Here is a 22290-nt window from a genome sequence, read left to right on the forward strand (position 1 = left end):
GGAATAAATCGTTTTTAAAGGCCGTTAGGAGTTTATTTAAGACGTGTAAAGATAAAAGGGGACCCAAAACGTTATGATGCACGGGATTTGCTTGCAATTTGAAGGAGAAACCTAAAACGGATTGGGAATATGATTAAAAAGAAGGGAAGAGGGTAACGATGAGTCAAAAAGACATAGAAAAGGAGTTAAGAAAACAAGAAATTTTGGCAAAGGACGAAAAAGTTTCAGCTTTTATTTATGAAGATCATATTAGTTCAATTGTGAAACGGGCGGAAAAGTCAGGAGTTTTTGATGATTTACCTGGAAAAGGAAAGCCGCTTCAAATCGATAAAAGTCTTTCGTATAATCCTGAAAAGCAGCTTTATAAAACATTAAAAGACAATCATGTTTTACCTAGATGGATTGAACTTTCAAAGGAAATAGATCATTTAAAAGAAAAGCTAGAAACAATTGTGGATTCCAAAGAAGCAGGTAAACTCGTCCGAAAGATTAATAAGAAAATTTTAGAGTATAATTTAATTTGTCCGCCATCAGCTCAAAAAATGAGAGTGAAATTAGATTTCTAGTTATAACCATATCAATACGATCTGTCATTCATTATTCGTTTTAAAAGAATTACTTTTAAAAAAAATATGAATTCAATGAAAGAAAATGTATTTTAAGGGAAAATAATTCGTTACAAATGGATTTAAAACAGAGGAGGAGTGTATAATAAATTTATAGATAGAAAGAAAGGAAGTGAGAATTATGAATTTACAGTACGTTATCCAAAATATGAATCAGTATATCGAAAGTGAAGGATTAAAAAGAAAACGTTTGGCCAAGCGTTTAGGGATGTCTGAATCAAATTTTTCAGATTATCTAAACGGAAAAAGAATGAATGGAATTTATGATTTTGCTGCACACTTGGCTGAAGCATTAGGACATGAACATACATTTTTTATGGAAGAGGATTTTCATTATGTTGCTGAAGAGCAAGAAGAACATGCCTTTTTATTTTCAGCAGGCGAAATGCTATCAGAAAGCGGGGAAGAGGGGCTACATCAATTAACAAAGCTTTGTGATCTTATTGAAATTTACAGCAGAGGTGAATCACATGCCTGAGCTTCATTTCACAGATCTCCCTAAAATTATTGAAGAAAATAACATCATTAAATCCGAAGTAGAAAACTTACTAAGAAAGTATTTGCAACATTACCATCCAAAAGGCTGGACAATAATTGAAGGTGCGAAAAAATATATTGCTATGCAGCATTTCTTGATTGAGGCACCGATTCAAGACCAGTCTTTAGGTGGTTTTATTCGCTCTACAGATACAGAAAAATATATTTGCTATGTGAATACATATCAACCTAGAATTTATCAAAATTTTAGTTTACTTCATGAATTATATCATTTAATTTCACTTCAAGAATTAGAAAAGAAAATCCATATTGTTCATGCAGGGCTAGATACAAATCATACTGAAAGAAAAGCTGATTATTTCGCTTCGTTACTATTAATGGATGAACATGAATTAATAAATTTCTATAATAGCTTTGAGAAAAACGAAGAAACAACATTGCAAAAAATTTTTCTATGTATGAGCCGTTTTAAGGCGCCATTTAAGGCGATATTGATTCGCTTATATGAGTTACAGTTAATCGATTATGCCACAATCAAGGAATATTTTGATCAGAAATTTGATTATCATAAAGAATTTGAAGCGCTTGGGATTGATTCATATATGATTGAACGAAGTAATGTGATTCATTTCGGGAAAATCGAAAAGATGATGCAAAAGTATGCATTACCAGAAGCAGCACAACAGGCAAATAAACAAGTTCTTGAAGAAATAACACGCTATTTTCATAATATGAAAGGAGATGCAGTTGATTGACATCTCCATCATTAAAAAGCTTCATACAGCAACATACACATTTTATAACAGATTTAGAAACAATTATTGATACAATTATTGAAAAGCAGCACGTTTATCTTTACGATACATCTGCCATTTCGATTCATGAAAAGGCATACTTTCGATATGATGAAAGGTTATTTCTAAAGAAGGTTAAAGATACACCTGTTTTAATCACAGATGTAATCGTGAAAGAAATGCGGCTAATTGAGGATGTAGAGCAGCGATATATGAAATATTTACAGCATTTCAAAACGATTTTATATGTCGAAGAACAGCAATTATATGAGTTACTTAAAGTTGATTTCGATGTTACAGGTGCAAAGCGAGAGTTTTTAGGAGCAAGTGAGCAAGCATTTACTTGTATACAGCCGCTGCGAGACACGGTACGAAAGGCTAGAAGATCATTCCAAAACGCTGAAAATATCATTTTAGATGACTACATTAATTTTTTTGTAAACAAGCATGATAAAAATCGCGGAGAAATCTCTTTACTATGGACCGCATGTGTGCTAAATCGTTTACCTGGTACATTTTCGATTACATTTATCGGTATTGATCATGATTTATTCTCCTATGTAGAGCAATCTTGTTTGTTAGGTAGAAATAAAGATTACAATGTATACATCATGAGTAATGAGACATTACTACAAATAGAGTACGTTCAACATCAAAATACAACTAAATTACAAAAGCTTACTGATATATATCGCAATGAAGATCGAAAAATCATGTATTTTAACCGGAACGAAGAAGGTATTATGCATTTAATAAGGCAAAAGAGCAAACTATCTAATCAAGATTTTATAAAGAAAATTACTTGCAATCAAATTCAAATTGTGTATTAAAAACTTCCTAATAAGCGGAAGTTTTTTTATGTACCAAACAAGCATTATGTTAACTAGGATGAAATTCACAACAATTAACATATAGAAGACCGAATCAAACAGATTGAATAACAAATATAAATCGACTGAAATACATACAAATTTCACGATCGTACACATCACTTATAAATAATGTTACGTGTCATTTCTGAAATGCTTTTTTGCAATTGATTCTACGCGCCTTATTTTTATGGACTCAGCCATGTGAAATTTGTACAGAAAATCTTTAAGTGTTTAAACGAATCGTTTCAATATATAAATCAGCATAAAAAGACAATCTCATCGGAAAAATTTTCTTCTGTCTCATTTTGTATAGTTTACTTGTATTTAGAGACAAGAAAATACTTTATTTCTATAACTGCCTATAATATATATTATGTCTACTAGGAAAAAGTAATAAACTTATTTATAGTAATCGTTATTCCCTCTCGTAATCTAAATTTTTTATTTTCGATCACCATTAGTTTTGGATACTTCAATTATTTTTTGAGTAAGCAGATATAATGTACAGATAAAAAATCAGTACATACACTAAATAATTAGTTGTGCATACGTACTGATTGAGTTTGTTTTAGTATATGTTCACAAAAACTATTTTTTTAGTTGGAAAATTTCATGTTTTCGTTGTAAAAATAATTCTTTGTCGGTATAAATCCATTCCGAGAACTTTTTAATGGTATTTTTACCACTTAAATATATACGATATTGTTTTTCTTTATTAATGAATTTTGGTTGATAATTGTATTCCATAAGAATTTGTTTTAAAGAATTCATAAAGTGATATGAACCACCAACAAAACTTACAAAATGTCTTTGCGGATTTACGTGGCCATCTCCATCAAAGTACCCCCTAACAAAATGATGTAGATGCTCTTGTGGGACAAATGGGAATTGTACGTCGTATGATTTACAAGGCGTTATTCCATGTAAGTTCATTAGATCATTTTTCATTATTTTACTATTTAAATTTAACATGTAAACGCCAGTGTTTTTATTTTGGTACAACGGCTGATTTGAATTGAGTTCGATTTTTATATCTTCTAAAATTCTCGATTCTTTTTGAGAAATACTTACGGTTTGATTTTCTTTTGTAATGACACCATCTGCAATGAAAAATCCTAATATATACGCCATATTATTAGACCAATTCTTAAAATAATCTTCATTTAAATGATATTTTCGTTTCCAGCTCCCTCTTGCTCTCTTTTCAACATTGTTATCTGTTAAAACCATCCGAACATATCTAGCTGAGACATTAGCCAATTTCGCTATATTTGACGTGCTCTCCCCTTCTAAATATAGCTTAATCATTTCGTCCTTTTCCAGTGTACATTTAGACTTCTTTTTGCTCCTGTCAACCACTTGATTCTCTCCTTTCAATAGATATAAATTAGGTGTACATCTTCTTCTATATCATATAAAAGAACGGATGTTCTGTCCATTTTATCTATTGAAATTGGAGTAACATTTTTATTCATTGTAGAACTTTTCTTCGTAGATTTTTGTTCGAAAGGCAGCTCAGGATAAAAATAGTTTTTTCGATTCTTCCCATTTCCCTCGAAGCCTTCGCAACTTTATTCTGCCGGGTATAGGAACCTAATTTTCTCATAATAAGTGAACCAGATACTTTTCCTTCTCGAATGGAATGAGCGATAGGAGAACCGATCGTATATAATTTAGAACTTGATATATCTCTTAATCGTGGTGCGAAACGAAATCCTAATAGATGTGTTAGACCAAATACTTAATCTGTCCTGCTGTATCCGTATAATGCTCTTCAATCATTAAATCTGATTCGCGATAAAGTATTCCATCAATTACGTGTACAGCATCCCTTGCATTTGTATTAATCACTTTTGTATAAAAAGAAGAAAATTGATCACTTACAAATCGATATATAGTTGCCCCTTTTCCAATCCCGTAGTGTGGGTTAGAACTGATGTGTAATTCATTTTCTTTGCTTGTAGCCTGATCAATTAAATCTTGTGTTAAATCAAGTAAATAAGCTACCAATATGGCATACATACCTTTTGTATCAATATTTAACTGTAAGCCTTTTATATATTCTAAACGCAATTACCTTTAAAAAGGATTCTGGTGAAAATTGGCCAGGTATTTCTTTTGCTTTTTGTTCCGCTTTTTCTATATTAGATGCATGCCCTAATTCTACTAATAATCCCGTTTCTTAGGTTCTTTAATTTCATCTGTCAAGTGAATTATTATTTCTTTTGTCTCAAGAAACAATCAATATACAAATCAGCTATGCATCGAGTTTCATCCCTAATTTTTATAGCATGATATTGAAATTCCTTTTTAAAATAAAATTGCTGCGCTTGCTGCTCCTCTAGATTTTTTTCCCATACCAAGGCCATTTGTCTATTTTTCATATTTTTAACAACTATTCTTGCCGCATACTTATCTTTTTTCGCCTCTTTTTACTATTACCATGAACCTTTTTACTTTCTTCGCAGTTTTAACAACTTTTTTCACATTTTTATTTGTTGTGAGTTTATACTTGGTTTTCATTTCAACATGCTGCTTAAAAAGGTGTTTAAAAATCTAAGTTTTTATTCAACTATAGCACTCGATAATTGAAGGATCATTCACGTGATTTTATAATTCAAACCTTTTTGATACTATTTCAGCTACTTCTGCAGCACTCAAATTTGTATTATTAATTTTTATGTAGTTCTCATTTTTAATTTCACCTTTATAGGAATTCAATCTGTATATTCTCATGGATTCCCTTAGTTCTTTCTCCGACCAATCAATGTTTCTTTTGGTAGGTTTATGCTCAAGTCGATGCGGACTTTTATTTCGTTCCAGCCTCTCGTCCATATCAGCTTCTAATTCTATAAAATAAATAGTGGCACCCTGGGATTCGAAAATTTCACATGTCTGACTTACGAAGTCTGAATCCTCTTGTTGATCAAAAGCCCACACATATGTAAAGATCAAACCTTCCAGTTCACTTTCAGCCACTGCTTTGAATATTTCTTTTCTAAATAAAGTTGACAATCTTCACAGTTTCGGGCTAAATCCGAATAAGGGCTCAAGTAATTCAATGGTCATATGGTTATGAAATCATTTTAATCCAGTTACTTTAGATAACTCTTGCCCTACTGTCATTTTACCAACTGCTTGCGGACCAAATATAAGTGCAAATTTCATAGAATTCCTCCATTAATGATTTTTTATTATTATACAAGTAATTTCAAGTACCCTTTTTCACAAGTATCACGGTAATCAAGATGAATAGAACAAGTCAATTTAATTTCAAACTATGTTTATCATTTTTTTTCGTTTTCACGTAATGAATACCTTCTAAAGTTAGGAATCAGAATACTTACTAATGTTGCCCCAATAGCAGCAGAGAAACCGCCAATAATTATACTAAAGGTTTTGGGGAAGAAGGTTCCTACCATCCCAGCTCGGAAATCCCCCAATTGTGGTCCGCCAAATCCAAGAGTTTCAAAAGTATAATAACCAATCTAAAGAGTCTTCTTTCGTTGCTATATATCCATCTAAACTTTGAGCAATACATAATATAATTTTTCGTTGATTCCTCTAATATTTCTCCCATTCACACTCTGACATGAGAATGTATGTTATTTCATACTTTAACAAAGAAACACTTTTCTTGGATGGAATATTTAAGTAAGAAGGAACTCATTTTGAAATTTGATTTCAAAAAAACTCAGTGCTATATTGTAACACTGAGTTTTAATGTATAAATGTAGTTGAACCTTCACGATTGATGTTCCATTCAAGCTATCTCATTCACTCTTTATATAATTATAGTTGTTCTTTTTCTTTCTCCCCTTGTTCTGCATTCCCATAAGTGAAAACTTCAGCAACAAATTCGCATAAACCAATGACTACTTCTCCGATTACTTCATCCATATGTATCTCCCCTTTTTGTAAATTATAATTTCATTATATGAAGGATGATTTATTTATACGATCGAAGAAGATGACATAAACATTACAAATTTGTAAGGATATTATTTGCTTCTAAAGTGGATGGAATTTAGGTGGATAATTGAAATGAAAAAAATCTATTAAAAATAGCCCTCGCTCAAAAGGGCTATTTTTAATAGAAAATTATGCTGGTTTTCGATAAAAATTTTGTGCCTCTTTTTTCTTCTTTTGAATTGGGGGCCGAATGAAAATAGCGATAATAAAGGAAAGAATACAAAGAATCCCAATTGCAATAAAGGTTGGCTGAAACCCACCTAGTAAAGCACCGATAAATGAACCGGCAAGTGCCCCGAACCCAAATCCTTGATAAACAATTCCGTAATTTGTACTATGATGTTTCAAGCCAAAAAAATCTCCTACGATAGCTGGAAAAATAGTAATGTTTCCTCCGAAACAAAAAGCTACACTTGCTACACACGCAAAATAAATTGGATAATTTAAATGCATAAAACTTAGAATAAAAACAGATAATCCAATGATCACAAACGTAGCTGAAACAATTTTTAATCTGCCAATTTTATCAGATAACGTTCCGAGAATAATTCTGCCAACTGTATTAAAAACAGCAATCATGGCAACAGCATTCGCGGCAGTTGCAGCGCTAAGTCCTACAAGCTGAACACCGATATCCTTTACCATCCCGATTAAATATAACCCACTCATACACGAAGTAAATAACATGAAAAATAAAAGATATCCTTGATTTGTACGTAACATTTCCTTAGGTGTGTAGTTATTATTCGCAGTTTGAGTAATCGTCTCATTCGTAGGTGCTTCATGTAAAAAGAAAGATCCTGCTAAAATGAAAAGTAAAACAATCATGCCCCAGTATAAAAAAGCCTGTGATACACCAACTGTATCGATTAGCTTAACGTTTACATATTTAAAAATTAAACTTCCCATTCCGTAAGCTGAAACGGATATCCCTGAGATGAGACCTTTACGATTTGGAAACCATTTTATTAAATTTGATAATGATGTAATGTATGCAGTCCCATCTGCATAACCGACCACTACACCAGCTAATATATATAGTAAAAATAAAGAAGAAATTTGGGAACTGAGTATCAATCCTAACCCAAGAATAATTCCTGAAATTGCAATTAATTTGCGAAGTCCTATTTTTTGTTGCAATTTACCTGCAAATAAGGTTGAAAATGATAATGAAAAGCTGGTAATAGAAAAAGTAACTGCTACAGCATGAAGTGGCCAACCGAATTCATCTACTAAAGGTTGATTAAATAAACTCCATGTATAAATTGTGCCGAGGCCAATTTGTACCACGATTGTACCTAGGACAATAAGCCATGGGTTAATCATTGTTTGTTTCATGCTAACTGTCCCTTCTTTTAGTGATATGTTTTTCACGGTTTAGTTTTAATATATCCATGTTCAGTTGTGAGATACGAACAGAAAAATGGAAATTATATTGTGTAAAAACAGACAAAAAGACGCTCCATTGTAGGAAACGTCTTTTTGTAGATTATATACGGTTGTTGAAAAAAGTTTGTTAAGATAAGGCATCTTCAAATGCTTATGTATATATAGTATCAAACCATTTTGTAATTGTTATAGGGCTTAAGATGTATATTTCATTCCTGAAAAAGTCGGATATTTAGTATTCAATCTCCTCATAATCTTTCGGATGAGGAACAGTCTGCATATTTGCTGCATCTTTTGGATCACTATAAACTGCGTTTTGTTCCGTACTTATTTCTTTTGTAACAAGTTCTTTTTTCTTTTTATTTGGCTGTTTCTTCATGAAATTCAACTCCTTTATATCTCTTTATAAGTAGCTATACCCTACTTTCGTTGAGTTTACTAATGATAAATTTCATGATATATGTGTAAAATAAGGAAAGAAAAGTATTTTACATACGTTTCACTTTTCTTTCCTATGATGGAATCCATACAGATTAGAAATTAAATGAAAAACCACCAGTTCCAGCAATTAAAACAACCGAAACAACCAAAGCATCCGAAACAACGTCCGCCGCAGCGACCGCAACCTCCACAACGCCCACACCCGCCGCAGCGACGAGCATCCTCTTGCATATAATAATATGGATATTGATTTTGTTGATCCCAATACACTACATTACCAGGTTGATAATCGTTAAGACTTAACGATTGCAGTTCTTGTTGAAACTCATTCATATCGACGCCCTCCATTTATTCATTAAAAATTTAGCTATGCCGCTTTCTATTTTTTCTCGGCTCAATAGGACTGATCTATAAACTAATACGTACACCAACAAAATATGACCTATCAGTAGGTGATGTACCTTGTTTAGATGCCTATTTTTCATAGTTATTTTAATAAACTAATTTGAAATAAATGGAGTTACTATCCTTAAAGATACCTCGGATAATGTGTCATTGATATACTCCTAATCGTTTGTTTTTATATATCGTATCGTTTAAGATTTGTTTGATAAAATCTGTTTTCCCTTCACAATAACCATCTATGTTATAACAATAGATGCTAGCTAACTGATACTTTAGTTTTTCATATTCTTTTCGCGCTCGTTCATTAGCAGATAAATAATCCCGCAGTGCAATGTGTTCTAAATATCCTTTCCCATCCTGTGGGCAAACGTAAAGGTGATACTTCATTCCACTCTCGTCATCTTTTCTTTGAAAAGCTTCACGCCCTTCCACCCCTAAATTCCCTTGATGTTTATACCCTTCTTTTTCTAATCGATCGATAATGTTTGGTAGTAGATCGTTGCTTTCAATAACAACATCAATATCAAGAATCGGTTTAGCAGCTAAGCCTTCTACTGAAGTACTCCCTACATGTTCAATTCTTAAAATGAGATCCCCAATGTATCTTTCAAGCATCTTTTTTATTTTTTGAAACTCATCTTTCCATTTCGGATTATATGGGACAACTTCTATTTTTCTTTTTTCAGGTATCATTATTGGTTCCCTTCTCTCTTTTTTCATAAAATTTCTTTTAATATCTATATTTCGGCTCAATATACTCAAATATATTTCCATCTGGATGGCGTGCAATCATTTTTACTCCCGTTGGAACTGAAATAGGTTCTGTAAGAATATCGCCTCCGTGTTTTACAATAAATTGTTTAGCAAGTTGAACCGTATCTGTCACGAGCGTTGCTGCAACATGGCGTGTCGCTATGTGGTTTTCATCTACAATTAATAATAAATTAGAGAATCTAACTACTTTTGTTTCATGTACTTGAAATTCATGAGGTTTGTCTTGTTTTAATAAAGATCTGTAGAAATTAAGATGCGGTTGTAAGTTTGAAATATATATACGGGGTATAGCGGTTAATATATTCATATTGTTCCCTCTTTTCATAAGTATATATAGAAAAAACATTCCATTTGCTAGAATATACAGAAAATACCTTTTGTAAATTTTAACAAGTACATCTCATGATAGCAATCATTCGTGTAATTTTAAAAAGAAATGAAAGATACAAAATCCATATATATGATTTCCTTGTTTCTAAAAAATGTTTTCTTTTCCCCGTATACTTCCATTAGAATACTGTTCCATTTTTTAAAAGATGATGAAATTAATTTGTGAACATGATAAGATTGTCGAAATGAAAAAAGTGGTATATAATAAGCAGTAACATTACTAGTAATTATTTTAGGTATTCCTAGAATAAAGGAGCGATACATATGAAAATTACTATTTATTTCGGAAGTCATGAAGATCAAGATGTACGTACAATGGATTGTCATTTAGATGTAGACGATGCAGAAGAACTTGTCTCTGTTTCATAATATAAATTGAACATAAATAGGGAAGAACCCTCTTCCCTATTGCATGTAGACACCTTTTTATAGGTGTCTTTTTTGTTGTTTTTCGGCGGAAAATCCTTTACTTTAGCGCAATAAAATAGTAAAATATAAACATACGAACAAACGTTCTTTTTATTTTATTTGTACTTGAAGGGATGATTTTTACAATGGCTCAAAAGAAGCGCAGAGGAAGAAAAAAGCATACACCTACTATCTCAAATACAGGCTTTATTGGCTCTGTCTTTATTGATACATTGGAATTACAAAAAAAATCTTATTACTTCGCCCGAAAAAAGTTGCAAATTGTCCATCACGTATTAGATGGTCTTGCTGAAGCAACAAGTTCTTTATTTCATGAGCATGAAGTTGCAGCACATATATCTTGCGTATATTTACATAAACAAAAGAAAATCGGTTTCGTTCTTTCTACAAAACCGTTTGAACAAACCGATGGTATTGCTTATTTTAAAAATTATTTAATCGAAAAGAATTTTTATGGTAAAACGGATCAAGATGTGGAATATCAAGAAGTATTTAATACAGGGTTTATCGGTGTTGTATTTGCGGATTTATCTAGTATTGATCGCTTTCATTTTGAATTTGAAATGAATATGCTATTTAAACTTATGAAAGATATGATTATTCCGGTTAAAGAACTTTTCTTACGCCATAACATTCCGGCTTATATTTCGACATCTCATTTAGAGGATCAAAACAAGATAGGATTTGTTTTATCTATTAAACCTTATGATGAACGAGCAGAAGCGGATTTATATTTTGAAACATACTTAAAAGAGCGCGGTTTATTTACCGGTGATGAAGAAGATGAAATAGATAAGATTGTGATTCGAAAGAAAGTCGAACTTCTATAACAAAAGCACAGGATGAATAGAAATCCTGTGCTTTTTCAAATGTATTAATATGGATCTGCTTCATGCCCTTTTTCTATTGCAATTTTAGTTGCTTGATCACCATCTCTATTTCCAAGTGGCTTTTGACTAGACCCATCTTTTATGGCGCTTTCTATTCCCTCTCTTAAGCGTCGTCCATATTCTTCATCCGCTTCTTCCGCAAGAGCAATCATTCTATCTTGAATTCTTTTATCGCATTTTGAAAGATCTGCTACAAGATTAGAAATCAATTCTTCTTTTTCCCATTCTTCAAATTTACGATATGTTTCGCCTGCCTGTTTTGTGTTACTTTGTCTATCAATCGATTCACGTACTAAATTGCCTTTGATACGCGGTTTGTGCTCTTTTCCGACTTGTTTTGCCTCTTTTAATCCTCCTAAAATAGAAGGTTCATAATTAATATGCGGATTTTGGTTTGGAGCACGATCGACTTTAAATTGCATTTGTCCACCACTTTGATTTGTAGCAATTCTTTTTTTCGATGCATTAATTGGTAATTGTAGATAATTTGCACCTACGCGATATCTTTGGGTATCTGAATATGAAAACGTTCGTCCTTGAAGCATTTTATCATCTGAGAAATCAAGGCCGTCTACAAGAACACCAGTACCGAATGCGACTTGCTCTACTTCAGCAAAATAATCTTCAGGATTTCGATTTAAAATCATTTTCCCTACTGGAAGCCATGGAAACTGATCCTCTGGCCATAATTTTGTATCATCGAGAGGATCAAAATCTAATTCAGGATGTTCATCATCACTCATAATTTGAACAAATAATTCCCATTCTGGATAATCTCCACGTTCAATTGCTTCATATAAATCTTGAGTTGCATGGTTGAAATTTTTCGCTTGAATTTCTTCAGCTTCTTTTTGTGTTAAATTTTTTATACCTTGTTTTGGTTCCCAATGGTATTTAACAAGAACTGCTTCACCCTCATTATTGACCCACTTATATGTATTAACTCCAGATCCTTGCATCATGCGATAATTAGCAGGAATTCCCCAAGGTGAATAAACAAAAGTAACCATATGGAATGTTTCGGGAGAACTTGCGCAAAAATCGAAAAACCTTTGGCTATCTTGAATGTTTGTAATGGGATCAGGTTTAAATGCATGAATCATGTCTGGGAATTTCATTGCATCACGAATAAAAAATATTTTTAAATTATTTCCAACTAAATCCCAGTTCCCATCTTCTGTATAAAATTTGACAGCAAAACCTCTTGGATCACGGAGTGTTTCTGGCGAATGACCACCATGAATAACAGATGAAAAGCGAACAAAAACAGGGGTCTTTTTTTCTTTTTCTTGAAATAATTTAGCTCGTGTATATTTAGAAATTGACTCATTCCCAGCTGTTCCATACGCTTCAAAATAACCATGTGCCCCTGCACCGCGCGCATGCACAACACGCTCTGGAACTCGTTCTCTGTCAAAATGACTAATCTTCTCGATAAAATCATAATTTTCTAAAGTAGCAGGACCACGATTACCAACAGTTCTTATATTTTGATTGTTCGTAACAGGATGTCCCTGCCTATTTGTCAAAGTATCTTCATTTTCAATGTTCGTTTGCCCTTTTTTACCTCTATCTCGATTTTTTGTCATCTTATATTCTCCTTATCCTTTTTAGAGATACTCATTGTTTTTAAACTTTCCTACATGTATGATGTAAGAATCAAATGTTATTCTTTCTTTTTTTATTAAAATTATCCATATTATTACAAATTAATCCATTCATACTTGTCATCGCTTATGACGATTTTGATGATACTGAACTACAAGACAGTTTAAACATATGGAAAGGCTTTTTTAGATGCCGGACATTAAATTACCTAAAATAGATCATTGGATAAACAAAAAATTATGAAAATCTCTTTTATTTCTGAACAACTTTATCAGACTGGCTGTATCATGCTAAATGATAGTCGATATGGATTGTTCCCCATTCCTTTTCCATACAAAAATAAAAGGATAAATCTCCATAGATAAGAGATTTATCCGAAATTTTCATTTTCTAAAATAACAACAGAATCATTTGTCATGTTTCCGGCTTCTTTTGTATAAGCAACAAGCCTTTGTATATTATCACAACAAAGTTTTGCTCCCCATACAAGTAATGGGACACCTATAAAATCAATATGTAACCTTCTTGAAAATAAGCCCCCGAATGTCATTGGTAAAGGTACAGTTGGTGATGTATTCGAAAAGATAATTTTTTCGTTATTTTGGTATTGTTGTTGAAGAATCTCTGCCAAATGCTTCATTGCGGGTACGACTACTTTGGATGCTCCATGACCAACTGTGTAAACAGGATTTCCTAGCTCGTCTCTCCCGCGAAAAATAATCTTCCCCATATCCGAAGTTTTTAGTTTGTTGAAATACGCTACATTTAAAATTTCTTCTTTTGTTAGTTTTCGATCAGTTGGTAGCTGATTTAAGTGATACGCTGCAGCAAGCGAAGTTGTATGTGTCCCGCCAAAATCTGTATAAATAAAAATCATCTGTATCATCCTTTATTGTAATTGTTCAATGTATATTAGTATCACCGAATGTAACATTTACTAATCAAAAGACTTTTATATTTAAAGAACATGGAAAGTGTACGAAGCATGTTCATTCTGTTATTCTTGCTAGGTTGCAGAGGGAATGTAGAGATGATATGACAAAATAATGGATTTCTTCATAAATGCTCAATATCTAATTGTAACTTTTATAAAAAGACTGCATATAGTTAAAAAGATTACTTTTCTAAAAAGGAGCTGATTCAATTGTTACAGGCCCTTCTTGTTTTTTCGGCCCTTTCCTTTTTATTTATTCTAGGAGGATTTCTTCTCTTGTTACAACAACAAAAAGAAATCCAAAATATAAAAAATATGTTAAATGAACAACAAAATACTACGAACAACGCATCGGGAAATGGGACACCTGTTAAGCTAGATATGAATGTTTTAAATAGCCTTCTCAGCGCTAGTTTATCTAAAGATCTGAACGTAACAAGTAATCATAAGGAAGAAGCTAAAGAATAGCCTCTATGTCCTCGTTATAAAAGGAGAATTCCTATGTCAGAGAAATCTATTTCTATTATAATCCCTGTCTATAATCATTCGAATTCGTTAAGAAGCATATTACCATCTTGTCACCAGTTAAATCCGCTAGAAATCATTTGTGTCGTAAATAACAATGCTACTCTCCCACTTCATATTACGGAAAATAAAGTTGTTAAGATAATAAAGGTGGATGAAACTCTTCATCACAACAACCGTCAAGTAATAGGCGCAGAAGAAGCAATCGGAGATGTCTTATTATTTTTAAATTCACAACCTATCATTTCTTCTTCTGAATTCTATGTATTTCTTAAACCATTATTGAAAGATGACGCAGATGTAGTATTGAATAATGTAAACAAGATTTTTTACAAGAAAGAACGCCCAAATACAATCAGTATATGGCAACAAGTAGCAAATCATATTTTTAATCGCCCTGATTTAAATATCGATTCTTTTTTATCATTGCCTTACGCAATAACGAGAGCTGCGATTGAGACAATCGGCCTTAAATCATTAGTAAATCCCGTTCTAGCAGAACAAAAAGTAATCCAGCATAATTTTCGTATTGCTCATCATGTAGAAGTAGATTCTCATTCTCCTTTCCATACGAAATTTCATGATAACGAACTCTCTCTTGATGAAAAAAGAATGATCCATCATTATATAGAAGCAATCGCAAATCATCTTCATAGCTCACAAAGCTCTAGAGCTAAATATACTGACGGAAATCGTCGGCGAGATATTGCTGCGGATTTCATCTCCCGACAGTTAAAACATTCCCCAAAAATCACGATCGGTGAGCAAACATTTTCTAAGCTTTATGGAGGAAAGCAGCTTTCTATTATCATTCCTGTTCGTAATGAAGAAAAAACAATAGAAGCTGTTATTCAAGAATTAAAGAAATTAGAACCGTTAGAAATCATTGTTGTAATGAATGGAACAACAGATCATACGGAAGAAATTGCAAAAAAATGCGGTGCCACTGTTATCGTTTATGAAGAAGCACTCGGAAATGATACAGGGCGTGCGATTGGTGCCTATTTTTCAAAAGGAGATATCGTATTATTTGTCGATGGAGATTTCGTCATTCCGAAGTACGATTTATTGCCATTTGTGCAAGCTGTACAAAATGGCGTCGATTTAGCCTTAAACAACTTAGATTCCTACCACATGTATCGCTTCCCTTATTCCATTGTTACAGCTTGTAAATACGCTGTGAATGCAGCATGTGGCCGCAAAGATTTAGGTATGGGCTCTACGATTGCGGTTCCACATGCTTTTAGCCGTAATTGTCTTGAAAAAATCGGTTATCTTTCACTTGTTTGTCCAGTCTATAGTCAAGTGAAAGCAATACTAGAAGGTTTCCATATAAAAAATGTTCATTCTGTTTCTGTTGATACGATGAATCGCATTCGTCCAGAAAAGCATTTTTCTAAAAATAAGGGGATCTCTTTAGCGACGCAACAAATTATTGGAGATCATGTAGAAGGGATTTCTTATCTTATTACTCAGAGACTTCAAAGTAATCGATAATGTGATGCAGTGTGTTATCAATGCTAAAAAGGATTGGTAACACACTGCAAAATTATTCATATGAAAGATTTTGTTTTTTAATTAAATAGGACAATGCCTCGATATGGTCTCCCATTATTCTTAATACTGCAGGAGGATGCCCGCCTTTACTAAAGTGCTCTTTGAAACGAAAGCGGTTTGGTTTAATAACGTCTACATAATGAACACACTCCACTTTGTAACCTGCTAAAATCGCTTTTACTTGCGCGAAGCTAGGACATATTAGACTTTCCCAACCAATCCCTTCTATACATTCTCTACTTATTGCATGTGGAATCGCTACTAATGAACCATTGCTTAAATCAGGCCGACTATAAGACAGATTTAACATATACTTTAAAATATCAACAATGTGAAATGGTGGCTTTAAACTAGATGTTAAATGATTTAAAGCGATATCTATCCCTTTTGCCACTGCTAGCACATATGGAGATAAATCATTGGCAGGAATGCTGAAATCAGCATCTACAAATAAAAGAATGTCTCCTGTAGATGCAAATGCACCGACCGCTCGCCCAACATTGTGCCCCAGTGACTCCGTATATTCAATCACTGTCGTCCCTAGTCTCGAAGCAATCGTTGCTGTTTGATCACTTGAACCATTTACAACGACAATCACTTCTAACGGTTCTATTTTTCTTACTTCATGAATCACGCGTTCTATTGTCTTTTCTTCATTTTGCGCTGGAATGATAACGGAAACTTGTTTCTTATTATAAAGGGCAGATTGCATTCCAAAACCTTTTTGATAAAAAGGAAATGACTGATCATACTGCAATTGTTCGATGACATCTCTTCGCTTTCCTCCATCTGTAAATCCTCCTCGAACATTACGCCCTCTTAACCAGTTTGAAATTGCTAGTAGATAACGTTCCACTTCAAGACTTTCCTCTTTTGATAAACCATCCTTATATAGACTGCTTTCTTCTAGTAGTGCTTCAGCAAATAATGTATGAAGAGCACAATGGTGACGAATGCGCCAACCTTGTTCTAATAATTGTATATGTGATAGAAGTGGGTTTTTAAAATTGACATATCCAATATTTGTCACCACTTCTTTTGTAAGAGCAAAGGGAAGAGAAAGTAATGAATTACTCTTCAAGTCTGGGCGACCTAAAAATTCATTTAATACTTTTCGCCATACGATGTGTAAGTTTTGATATTTCTCTATAGGAAGAATCCCATCTAATTTATTTAAAACCACATCCGTATCATCATAAAGAATAGGTGCTAAAAATTCTTTTATTTGTTCAGATGACAAAAGAAAGCTACCATGTAAAACGAAACAAACATCACCCTTTACGATCTCTAAAGCAGAGGAATAATCATTATATTTTGTCTCAGATGTATTTTTAAAGATAGGTAAACAATGATATTTCTTAGAAATTTCAATCACTTCACGCTGTGAATGAGAACATAACATGATAATTTCGATAGGATTTAGTTGCTTCACATTTTTAATTAATTCCTCCAATATATCAAGTTGATTGCTGCATACAATAATTGCCGTTAATGACTTTTTCATTCCCTTCCACCGTCCTCTCTTCGCATTTTGTTTTATAAAAAATACACGCTACTAAATTACTATATACAAATGGAATCGATAGCGTATAAAATAAACGTCTATTTTTTATAAGAAATATTTATTATGTATACAAAAGGAAGAAAGGTATTGGGCCAATCTTTTATTTTGATTTATTGCCGTTCCATCAAATATTTTCATGCATATCGTACTCATAGATGCTATTAGAAAGGAGGAAAAATCTATGGCATGTACGACGAATAATATTTGTTTTGACGTCTGTCTTGTTATCACAATTACACCTGGAAATGGTATATCAAGCTCAGTAAATTGTGACGGGACATGCGGGAATAGTCCATCTATTGAAATCAGTCCAACTGGATCAATAATCATCACACTACCGTTAATCGCATGTTTCTCTATTACTTTAAATGATGATTTAAGCGTTGCTTCTCAGCTGACAAGCCTTTCATTTCAAACTTCTTAATTTTAAAACGATATGTAAATGCACAAAAGCGAAAAAGAGATGGAATTTCACTGTCTCTTTTTCGCTTTTGCTATATATAAAGAAATATAATAAACATTTCCATTTAAAATATCATTCATAATTAATCCATATTATGCTGGATAAGTTCTAATAAAATACTTAATCCTTTTTTTAATTCTTCCAATGATGCATAGGCATAAGAAAGACGAATATGATGGAAATCGCTTGATTCATAAATATAGCCTGGATTGATTAAAACATTTTGTTTCAATAGATTTAGAAATAACGCCTTATTTACAATAGGCTCATGAAATCTGAGCCATATATAAAAACCACCTTCAGGATTTTTCCACGTAGCGATTTTTTGAAATCGCTGTTCTAATATTTCTTCTACAAATGTAGCCCTTCTTTTCAGTTGTTCACGAAGTTTCATTAGGTGCTTTTCATATAACCCTGACGATATCCAATATGAGACGATTTCTTGAGAAAAAGCACTAGAACCATAATCCGTTTGCATTTTTATATCAGCCAATCGCTCAATTACAGGTAAAGGTGCAACCACCCAACCAATTCGCAATCCAGGGCTCAATGTTTTAGATACACTACCGATATAAAGCACTTGGCCTGATGTGTCAATTGATTTTATAGCAGGAGAAGAGGATTCAAATAACAGTTCGTGATACACGTCATCCTCAATAATCGGGATTTGTAGCTCTTTGCACGTATTATATAGTTGTTTCTTTTCTTTCATTGACCAATTAGACCCTGTTGGATTGTGTAATGTTGGTACACAGTAAAATAAAGATTGTCTTTTTCTTTTGAGTGCCCGTAGATTGTCGGTTAAACTAGCATCCCTCAAAACTGAAATCATACGCATTCCAGCGGATTGAAAAGGATGCACAGAATGTAAATAAGAAGATTGTTCTTGAAAAACAATGGAACCTTCTTCTAATAATCCAAATGCAATTAATTGCAGTGCTTGAAGTGCACCTGAAACAATTAAAATGTTCTCTGGCGTTGTTTGAATACCACGTTTTTTTAAATAGTTACATAAAACACCTCGTAGCTTTTTATTTCCTTGTGGTGATGAATAACCAATTGCTTTTGAATCAATTGAAATCTCTTTTAATGACTGTTCAATTTGTTTTGTTGGGAGTAATTCTGGTGATAATTCGCCTGTTCCAAGACGAATTATATGATCCATTTGCTCGTATTCGTTGATGAGTTGAATCGTATGATAGTTTGGCTTATGAATACTTGATTCAATGTGTTTCTGCCAATTCGGTTGAGATTTATTTAAAAGTACATTCCAGGAATTATTAGCCACAAATACTCCTGAACCCATTTTTGATTCAAGCAAACCATCCGCCTTTAATTCATCAAGAGCAAGTTGCACAGTACTTCTATTCACATGAAATTGCGTTGCTAGTTGGCGTTGTGTTGGAATCTTTGTGCCAACAGTCCAATCCCCTCGTTCAATATGAGATTTTATCCAAGCTACAATTTGTTCTTGAACAGTTAAGTGAGAATAACGGTTTGGTTTCCACTTCATATAATCTCCCCTTAAATTGGGTGGATAAGAAACCATCCAATTGGTTGTTTTCTTTTAGTTGTATCATAGTACGATAGTAATTGAAAGGGAGTGGATTATATGGAAGCTGTTATTCATGGAATGATTTTAGCATTCGGACTTATTCTACCTTTAGGAGTACAGAATGTATTTGTATTTTCACAAGGAGCCACACAACCAAGATTCATTCGTGCACTTCCGGCTACTATTACGGCTGCACTATGTGACACATTTTTAATTCTTTTAGCTGTCTTTGGACTATCCATTATCGTTTTGCAATTTCAATGGCTACGTCTTAGTCTAATGATTGTAGGGATTTTATTTTTACTCTATATGGGGTATGTTATTTGGAAGTCTAAACCAACAACTAATGAATCAAACAAAGCATTATCGACCCGTCAACAAGTCATCTTTGCTTTATCAGTTTCTCTATTAAATCCTCATGCCATTTTAGATACAGTTGGGGTTATTGGAACAAGTGCATTAAAATATGTCGGAACGGAACAAATTTTTTTCACAATGGCATGTATTACAGTATCTTGGATTTGGTTCTTTGGATTAACGCTCGCTGGTACAGTTATAAAGAATCTAGATAGTACAGGTAGTTTAATGAATATCTTCAATAAATGCTCCGCCTTGTTTATTTGGGGAACTGCCGTTTATCTTTTTATTGGATTGATATAACACCTTTATATTCAAAAGCCAGGCGAAAATTTAAAGTGATTGGAAATTGAATCGAGAAAAAAGCACTCAGTACAAGTGCTTTTTTCTCATGATTTTGTCTTCCATACCGTTATCCTAAGTGTCGGCATAAGCGACATAACTGTATCCTAATTTGCTCATTCCTAGCTCGGTGTTATGTTTAGTCTGCTCCTCTCTCCTTGACGAACAACCATAATCCAATTGCAAAGAAAAACAAAATATAGGCGATATCTATCGCTAACGACATAGGTAAGCCAACTAATTCCGATTTATATTGTGACGTGCTCCAATAGACACTTAAATCATCATGATGAATGAATAGAATGTGTGTCCATGATATAGATAAGAGACTACCACCAAATATCATTTGTAAAAAGTATAGTACTAAGCTACTGCCTACTGCGATAGCAGCTGATCTTGTCCACACGCCAATCAAGGATGCTAGACTTGCATATAGGCAACATTGCAATACGATTGCTCCGATAGAATATATAACATCCGTCATGTCGCCCCATTGTATGTTTTGGGGAGCCATCAGAAGATTCGCTAACAAAGAAACAATGAATATATTAACAACGCTCGTAATGATAAGCAAAATCATCGCAGCAATTTTTGCAACATACAACCGTGAGCGCGAGGATGTATGCAGGAACAGTTGTTTCAGAGTACCATACTGATACTCATCCGTCCAAATAAGAGGTGACAAAACAATCGCCCAAGGTAGAATAACAAGCATCCCCGATAGGCCAAGCAAAGCATTTACCATTTGAGCCACCGTATCTTCAGCCTTGAGATTACTGGTGTGTGCCCAAGAGAACAGTATCGTCATCATAATAAAACCAATGTGTGAAAGAATAAAGATTCTTTTATTCACTATCTTCAAACATTCATTCCATAACAACTTAATTCACCTCACCGCGCGCAGTTGTCCATTTTAAATACTTATCCTCTAAACTCGTATGTGCCGACAACACCCGATGAACTTCCACCCTGGCCTCACACAATGCTCGAATCAGCTTTGGAACTTGACCTTCATCAATAGCTACTGTCATAGTATGCAAACCGTTAGATAATTTCTCTGTCTGCATAGAATCCCATGCATGATGATCGTCCCCAAACAAGTTAACCACAACTTCGCTTGTAAGCTCAACATTATCAATGTGAAGAGTGATACAGAATTCCCCATCATTTAACCCATCATCAATCCGCTGCTCTGTCACTAAGCAACCATTCTGCATAATAACCACTCGGCGTGCCATCTGCTCAATCTCAGACAGTTGATGACTGGAAATCACAATTGCTACGCCCAAATCTGCCGCAATTCTATTTAAATAGTTCCGGGTTTCACGAACACCAGCAGGGTCAAGTGCATTCATCGGCTCATCTAACACAAGCAACTTTGGCTTTCGCAGTAGTGCTTGTGCAATTCCTAAGCGTTGTTTCATTCCCATGGAGTACGTGCCTACTCGCTGCTTAAGCGCATGTTCTATGCCGGTTAAACTGGCTACCTCCAGCAACCAATCCTTACTCGCATTTTTGTGCAAACGCTGATATTGACGTAAATTTTCGTACCCACTCAAATAAGGATAGAAAGCTGGTGCTTCAATCACTGCCCCTACATTGAAGAGCGCTTTAGAAAACTGACTCTTCATACTGTAACCTGCAATCTGCACGTCTCCGGCACTTATAGTGCTTAGACCAACTATCATCTTCATTGTCGTTGTCTTGCCCGCTCCGTTTGCACCAAGTAGTCCAATAATCTCTCCCTCTACCACATCGAACGATATGTCTTGCACAATCAACTTGCCCTTGATTTCTTTCGTTAGGTGTTGTACCGATAGTACCGTTTTCAATTGTCCCACTCCTTACAATTAGTCTCCAATGTAATCTCAAGTCGATCCATATATTGTTAGTTTAGCTATTATG

At 33.7% G+C, this 22290-nt stretch carries 21 protein-coding genes and 2 pseudogenes; 9 read left to right on the forward strand and 14 right to left on the reverse strand.

Annotated elements, in window-relative coordinates; genetic code table 11:
* Positions 1-158 precede the first annotated feature (158 nt).
* The 4 genes from MR058_RS05585 to MR058_RS05600 all read left to right on the forward strand — a co-directional run bounded on the left by MR058_RS05585 (position 159) and on the right by MR058_RS05600 (position 2748).
* The gene (locus tag MR058_RS05585; protein ID WP_242143037.1) at positions 159-566 is read left to right on the forward strand and encodes a DnaJ family domain-containing protein; all 408 of its coding nucleotides are present in this window, start codon (positions 159-161) and stop codon (positions 564-566) included.
* Positions 567-747: 181 nt separating this feature from the next.
* Entirely contained in the window at positions 748-1104 is a 357-nt protein-coding gene (locus tag MR058_RS05590; protein WP_242143038.1) for a transcriptional regulator, read from the forward strand.
* Positions 1097-1879 carry an ImmA/IrrE family metallo-endopeptidase gene (locus MR058_RS05595; protein WP_242143039.1) on the forward strand — a complete coding sequence of 261 codons (783 nt, stop codon included), beginning with the start codon at positions 1097-1099 and terminating at the stop codon, positions 1877-1879. Before MR058_RS05590 ends, MR058_RS05595 begins: the two co-directional genes overlap by 8 nt.
* Complete coding sequence (locus tag MR058_RS05600) at positions 1876-2748, forward strand: hypothetical protein (protein ID WP_242143040.1); 873 nt, start codon at positions 1876-1878, stop codon at positions 2746-2748. The genes MR058_RS05595 and MR058_RS05600 overlap by 4 nt, the downstream gene beginning before the upstream one ends.
* A gap of 630 nt (positions 2749-3378) precedes the next feature.
* On the opposite strand, the gene MR058_RS05605 is transcribed toward MR058_RS05600, so the two are convergent.
* The 8 genes and pseudogenes from MR058_RS05605 to MR058_RS05640 all read right to left on the reverse strand — a co-directional run bounded on the left by MR058_RS05605 (position 3379) and on the right by MR058_RS05640 (position 10078).
* A complete protein-coding gene (locus tag MR058_RS05605) occupies positions 3379-4098 on the reverse strand; it encodes an LAGLIDADG family homing endonuclease (protein WP_242143500.1) in 720 nt (239 codons plus the stop codon).
* A 172-nt stretch (positions 4099-4270) separates the two neighbouring features.
* Positions 4271-4740 (reverse strand): annotated as a pseudogene (locus MR058_RS05610) (Tn3 family transposase); the annotation flags it as partial.
* A 660-nt stretch (positions 4741-5400) separates the two neighbouring features.
* A pseudogene (locus tag MR058_RS05615) lies at positions 5401-5958 on the reverse strand (DEAD/DEAH box helicase family protein).
* Positions 5959-6891: 933 nt separating this feature from the next.
* Positions 6892-8100 carry an L-lactate MFS transporter gene (locus MR058_RS05620; RefSeq protein WP_242143041.1) on the reverse strand — a complete coding sequence of 403 codons (1209 nt, stop codon included), beginning with the start codon at positions 8098-8100 and terminating at the stop codon, positions 6892-6894.
* Positions 8101-8383: 283 nt separating this feature from the next.
* Positions 8384-8530, reverse strand: coding sequence for a hypothetical protein (locus MR058_RS05625; RefSeq protein WP_012094341.1), 147 nt, complete (start codon positions 8528-8530; stop codon positions 8384-8386).
* A gap of 161 nt (positions 8531-8691) precedes the next feature.
* Positions 8692-8940 (reverse strand): heterocycloanthracin/sonorensin family bacteriocin, encoded by a 249-nt coding sequence (locus tag MR058_RS05630; RefSeq protein ID WP_242143042.1) that lies wholly within the window; start codon positions 8938-8940, stop codon positions 8692-8694.
* 204 nt (positions 8941-9144) lie between these two features.
* Positions 9145-9690 (reverse strand): GrpB family protein, encoded by a 546-nt coding sequence (locus tag MR058_RS05635; RefSeq protein WP_242143043.1) that lies wholly within the window; start codon positions 9688-9690, stop codon positions 9145-9147.
* A 37-nt stretch (positions 9691-9727) separates the two neighbouring features.
* Positions 9728-10078 carry a VOC family protein gene (locus MR058_RS05640; protein ID WP_242143044.1) on the reverse strand — a complete coding sequence of 117 codons (351 nt, stop codon included), beginning with the start codon at positions 10076-10078 and terminating at the stop codon, positions 9728-9730.
* Between the two features lie 637 nt (positions 10079-10715).
* Between MR058_RS05640 and MR058_RS05645 the strand changes: the two genes are divergently transcribed.
* Positions 10716-11420: a hypothetical protein gene (locus MR058_RS05645; RefSeq protein ID WP_242143045.1), complete on the forward strand. Its 705-nt coding sequence runs from the start codon at positions 10716-10718 to the stop codon at positions 11418-11420.
* A gap of 44 nt (positions 11421-11464) precedes the next feature.
* Here MR058_RS05645 and MR058_RS05650 read toward each other — a convergent pair whose 3' ends face one another.
* Together MR058_RS05650 and MR058_RS05655 are read right to left on the reverse strand one after the other, a co-directional pair.
* Positions 11465-13069 (reverse strand): catalase, encoded by a 1605-nt coding sequence (locus MR058_RS05650; RefSeq protein WP_242143046.1) that lies wholly within the window; start codon positions 13067-13069, stop codon positions 11465-11467.
* A gap of 389 nt (positions 13070-13458) precedes the next feature.
* Complete coding sequence (locus MR058_RS05655) at positions 13459-13965, reverse strand: DUF3189 family protein (protein ID WP_242143047.1); 507 nt, start codon at positions 13963-13965, stop codon at positions 13459-13461.
* A gap of 333 nt (positions 13966-14298) precedes the next feature.
* Between MR058_RS05655 and MR058_RS05660 the strand changes: the two genes are divergently transcribed.
* Both MR058_RS05660 and MR058_RS05665 read left to right on the forward strand, forming a co-directional pair.
* Positions 14299-14490 (forward strand): hypothetical protein, encoded by a 192-nt coding sequence (locus MR058_RS05660; RefSeq protein WP_242143048.1) that lies wholly within the window; start codon positions 14299-14301, stop codon positions 14488-14490.
* 33 nt (positions 14491-14523) lie between these two features.
* Positions 14524-16044 carry a glycosyltransferase gene (locus tag MR058_RS05665; protein ID WP_242143049.1) on the forward strand — a complete coding sequence of 507 codons (1521 nt, stop codon included), beginning with the start codon at positions 14524-14526 and terminating at the stop codon, positions 16042-16044.
* Between the two features lie 52 nt (positions 16045-16096).
* Here MR058_RS05665 and MR058_RS05670 read toward each other — a convergent pair whose 3' ends face one another.
* Positions 16097-17608 (reverse strand): glycosyltransferase family 2 protein, encoded by a 1512-nt coding sequence (locus MR058_RS05670; protein WP_242143050.1) that lies wholly within the window; start codon positions 17606-17608, stop codon positions 16097-16099.
* 241 nt (positions 17609-17849) lie between these two features.
* Between MR058_RS05670 and MR058_RS05675 the strand changes: the two genes are divergently transcribed.
* Positions 17850-18092 carry a hypothetical protein gene (locus MR058_RS05675; protein ID WP_242143051.1) on the forward strand — a complete coding sequence of 81 codons (243 nt, stop codon included), beginning with the start codon at positions 17850-17852 and terminating at the stop codon, positions 18090-18092.
* Between the two features lie 121 nt (positions 18093-18213).
* On the opposite strand, the gene MR058_RS05680 is transcribed toward MR058_RS05675, so the two are convergent.
* Positions 18214-19644, reverse strand: coding sequence for an aminotransferase-like domain-containing protein (locus MR058_RS05680; protein ID WP_242143052.1), 1431 nt, complete (start codon positions 19642-19644; stop codon positions 18214-18216).
* A 99-nt stretch (positions 19645-19743) separates the two neighbouring features.
* On the opposite strand from MR058_RS05680, the gene MR058_RS05685 reads away from it, so the two are divergent.
* Positions 19744-20346 carry a LysE/ArgO family amino acid transporter gene (locus MR058_RS05685; RefSeq protein WP_242143053.1) on the forward strand — a complete coding sequence of 201 codons (603 nt, stop codon included), beginning with the start codon at positions 19744-19746 and terminating at the stop codon, positions 20344-20346.
* A gap of 178 nt (positions 20347-20524) precedes the next feature.
* Here the strand turns inward: MR058_RS05685 and MR058_RS05690 are convergent, their stop codons facing one another.
* Both MR058_RS05690 and MR058_RS05695 read right to left on the reverse strand, forming a co-directional pair.
* Positions 20525-21265: an ABC transporter permease gene (locus tag MR058_RS05690; protein WP_242143054.1), complete on the reverse strand. Its 741-nt coding sequence runs from the start codon at positions 21263-21265 to the stop codon at positions 20525-20527.
* Between the two features lies 1 nt (position 21266).
* The gene (locus MR058_RS05695; RefSeq protein ID WP_242143055.1) at positions 21267-22217 is read right to left on the reverse strand and encodes an ABC transporter ATP-binding protein; all 951 of its coding nucleotides are present in this window, start codon (positions 22215-22217) and stop codon (positions 21267-21269) included.
* Between the last annotated feature and the right edge of the window lie 73 nt (positions 22218-22290).

Source organism: Bacillus cereus group sp. BfR-BA-01430 (assembly GCF_022663115.1).
Lineage (GTDB): Bacteria > Bacillota > Bacilli > Bacillales > Bacillaceae_G > Bacillus_A > Bacillus_A cereus_BD.

Bases quoted from the DNA above. Each gene is read 5' to 3' on its own strand.
- MR058_RS05585 (WP_242143037.1), top strand. From the start codon at position 159: ATGAGTCAAAAAGACATAGAAAAGGAGTTAAGAAAACAAGAAATTTTG.
- MR058_RS05590 (WP_242143038.1), top strand. From the start codon at position 748: ATGAATTTACAGTACGTTATCCAAAATATGAATCAGTATATCGAAAGT.
- MR058_RS05595 (WP_242143039.1), top strand. From the start codon at position 1,097: ATGCCTGAGCTTCATTTCACAGATCTCCCTAAAATTATTGAAGAAAAT.
- MR058_RS05605 (WP_242143500.1), bottom strand. From the start codon at position 4,098: ATGATTAAGCTATATTTAGAAGGGGAGAGCACGTCAAATATAGCGAAA.
- MR058_RS05620 (WP_242143041.1), bottom strand. From the start codon at position 8,100: ATGAAACAAACAATGATTAACCCATGGCTTATTGTCCTAGGTACAATC.
- MR058_RS05625 (WP_012094341.1), bottom strand. From the start codon at position 8,530: ATGAAGAAACAGCCAAATAAAAAGAAAAAAGAACTTGTTACAAAAGAA.
- MR058_RS05630 (WP_242143042.1), bottom strand. From the start codon at position 8,940: ATGGAGGGCGTCGATATGAATGAGTTTCAACAAGAACTGCAATCGTTA.
- MR058_RS05635 (WP_242143043.1), bottom strand. From the start codon at position 9,690: ATGATACCTGAAAAAAGAAAAATAGAAGTTGTCCCATATAATCCGAAA.
- MR058_RS05640 (WP_242143044.1), bottom strand. From the start codon at position 10,078: ATGAATATATTAACCGCTATACCCCGTATATATATTTCAAACTTACAA.
- MR058_RS05645 (WP_242143045.1), top strand. From the start codon at position 10,716: ATGGCTCAAAAGAAGCGCAGAGGAAGAAAAAAGCATACACCTACTATC.
- MR058_RS05650 (WP_242143046.1), bottom strand. From the start codon at position 13,069: ATGACAAAAAATCGAGATAGAGGTAAAAAAGGGCAAACGAACATTGAA.
- MR058_RS05655 (WP_242143047.1), bottom strand. From the start codon at position 13,965: ATGATTTTTATTTATACAGATTTTGGCGGGACACATACAACTTCGCTT.
- MR058_RS05665 (WP_242143049.1), top strand. From the start codon at position 14,524: ATGTCAGAGAAATCTATTTCTATTATAATCCCTGTCTATAATCATTCG.
- MR058_RS05670 (WP_242143050.1), bottom strand. From the start codon at position 17,608: ATGAAAAAGTCATTAACGGCAATTATTGTATGCAGCAATCAACTTGAT.
- MR058_RS05675 (WP_242143051.1), top strand. From the start codon at position 17,850: ATGGCATGTACGACGAATAATATTTGTTTTGACGTCTGTCTTGTTATC.
- MR058_RS05680 (WP_242143052.1), bottom strand. From the start codon at position 19,644: ATGAAGTGGAAACCAAACCGTTATTCTCACTTAACTGTTCAAGAACAA.
- MR058_RS05685 (WP_242143053.1), top strand. From the start codon at position 19,744: ATGGAAGCTGTTATTCATGGAATGATTTTAGCATTCGGACTTATTCTA.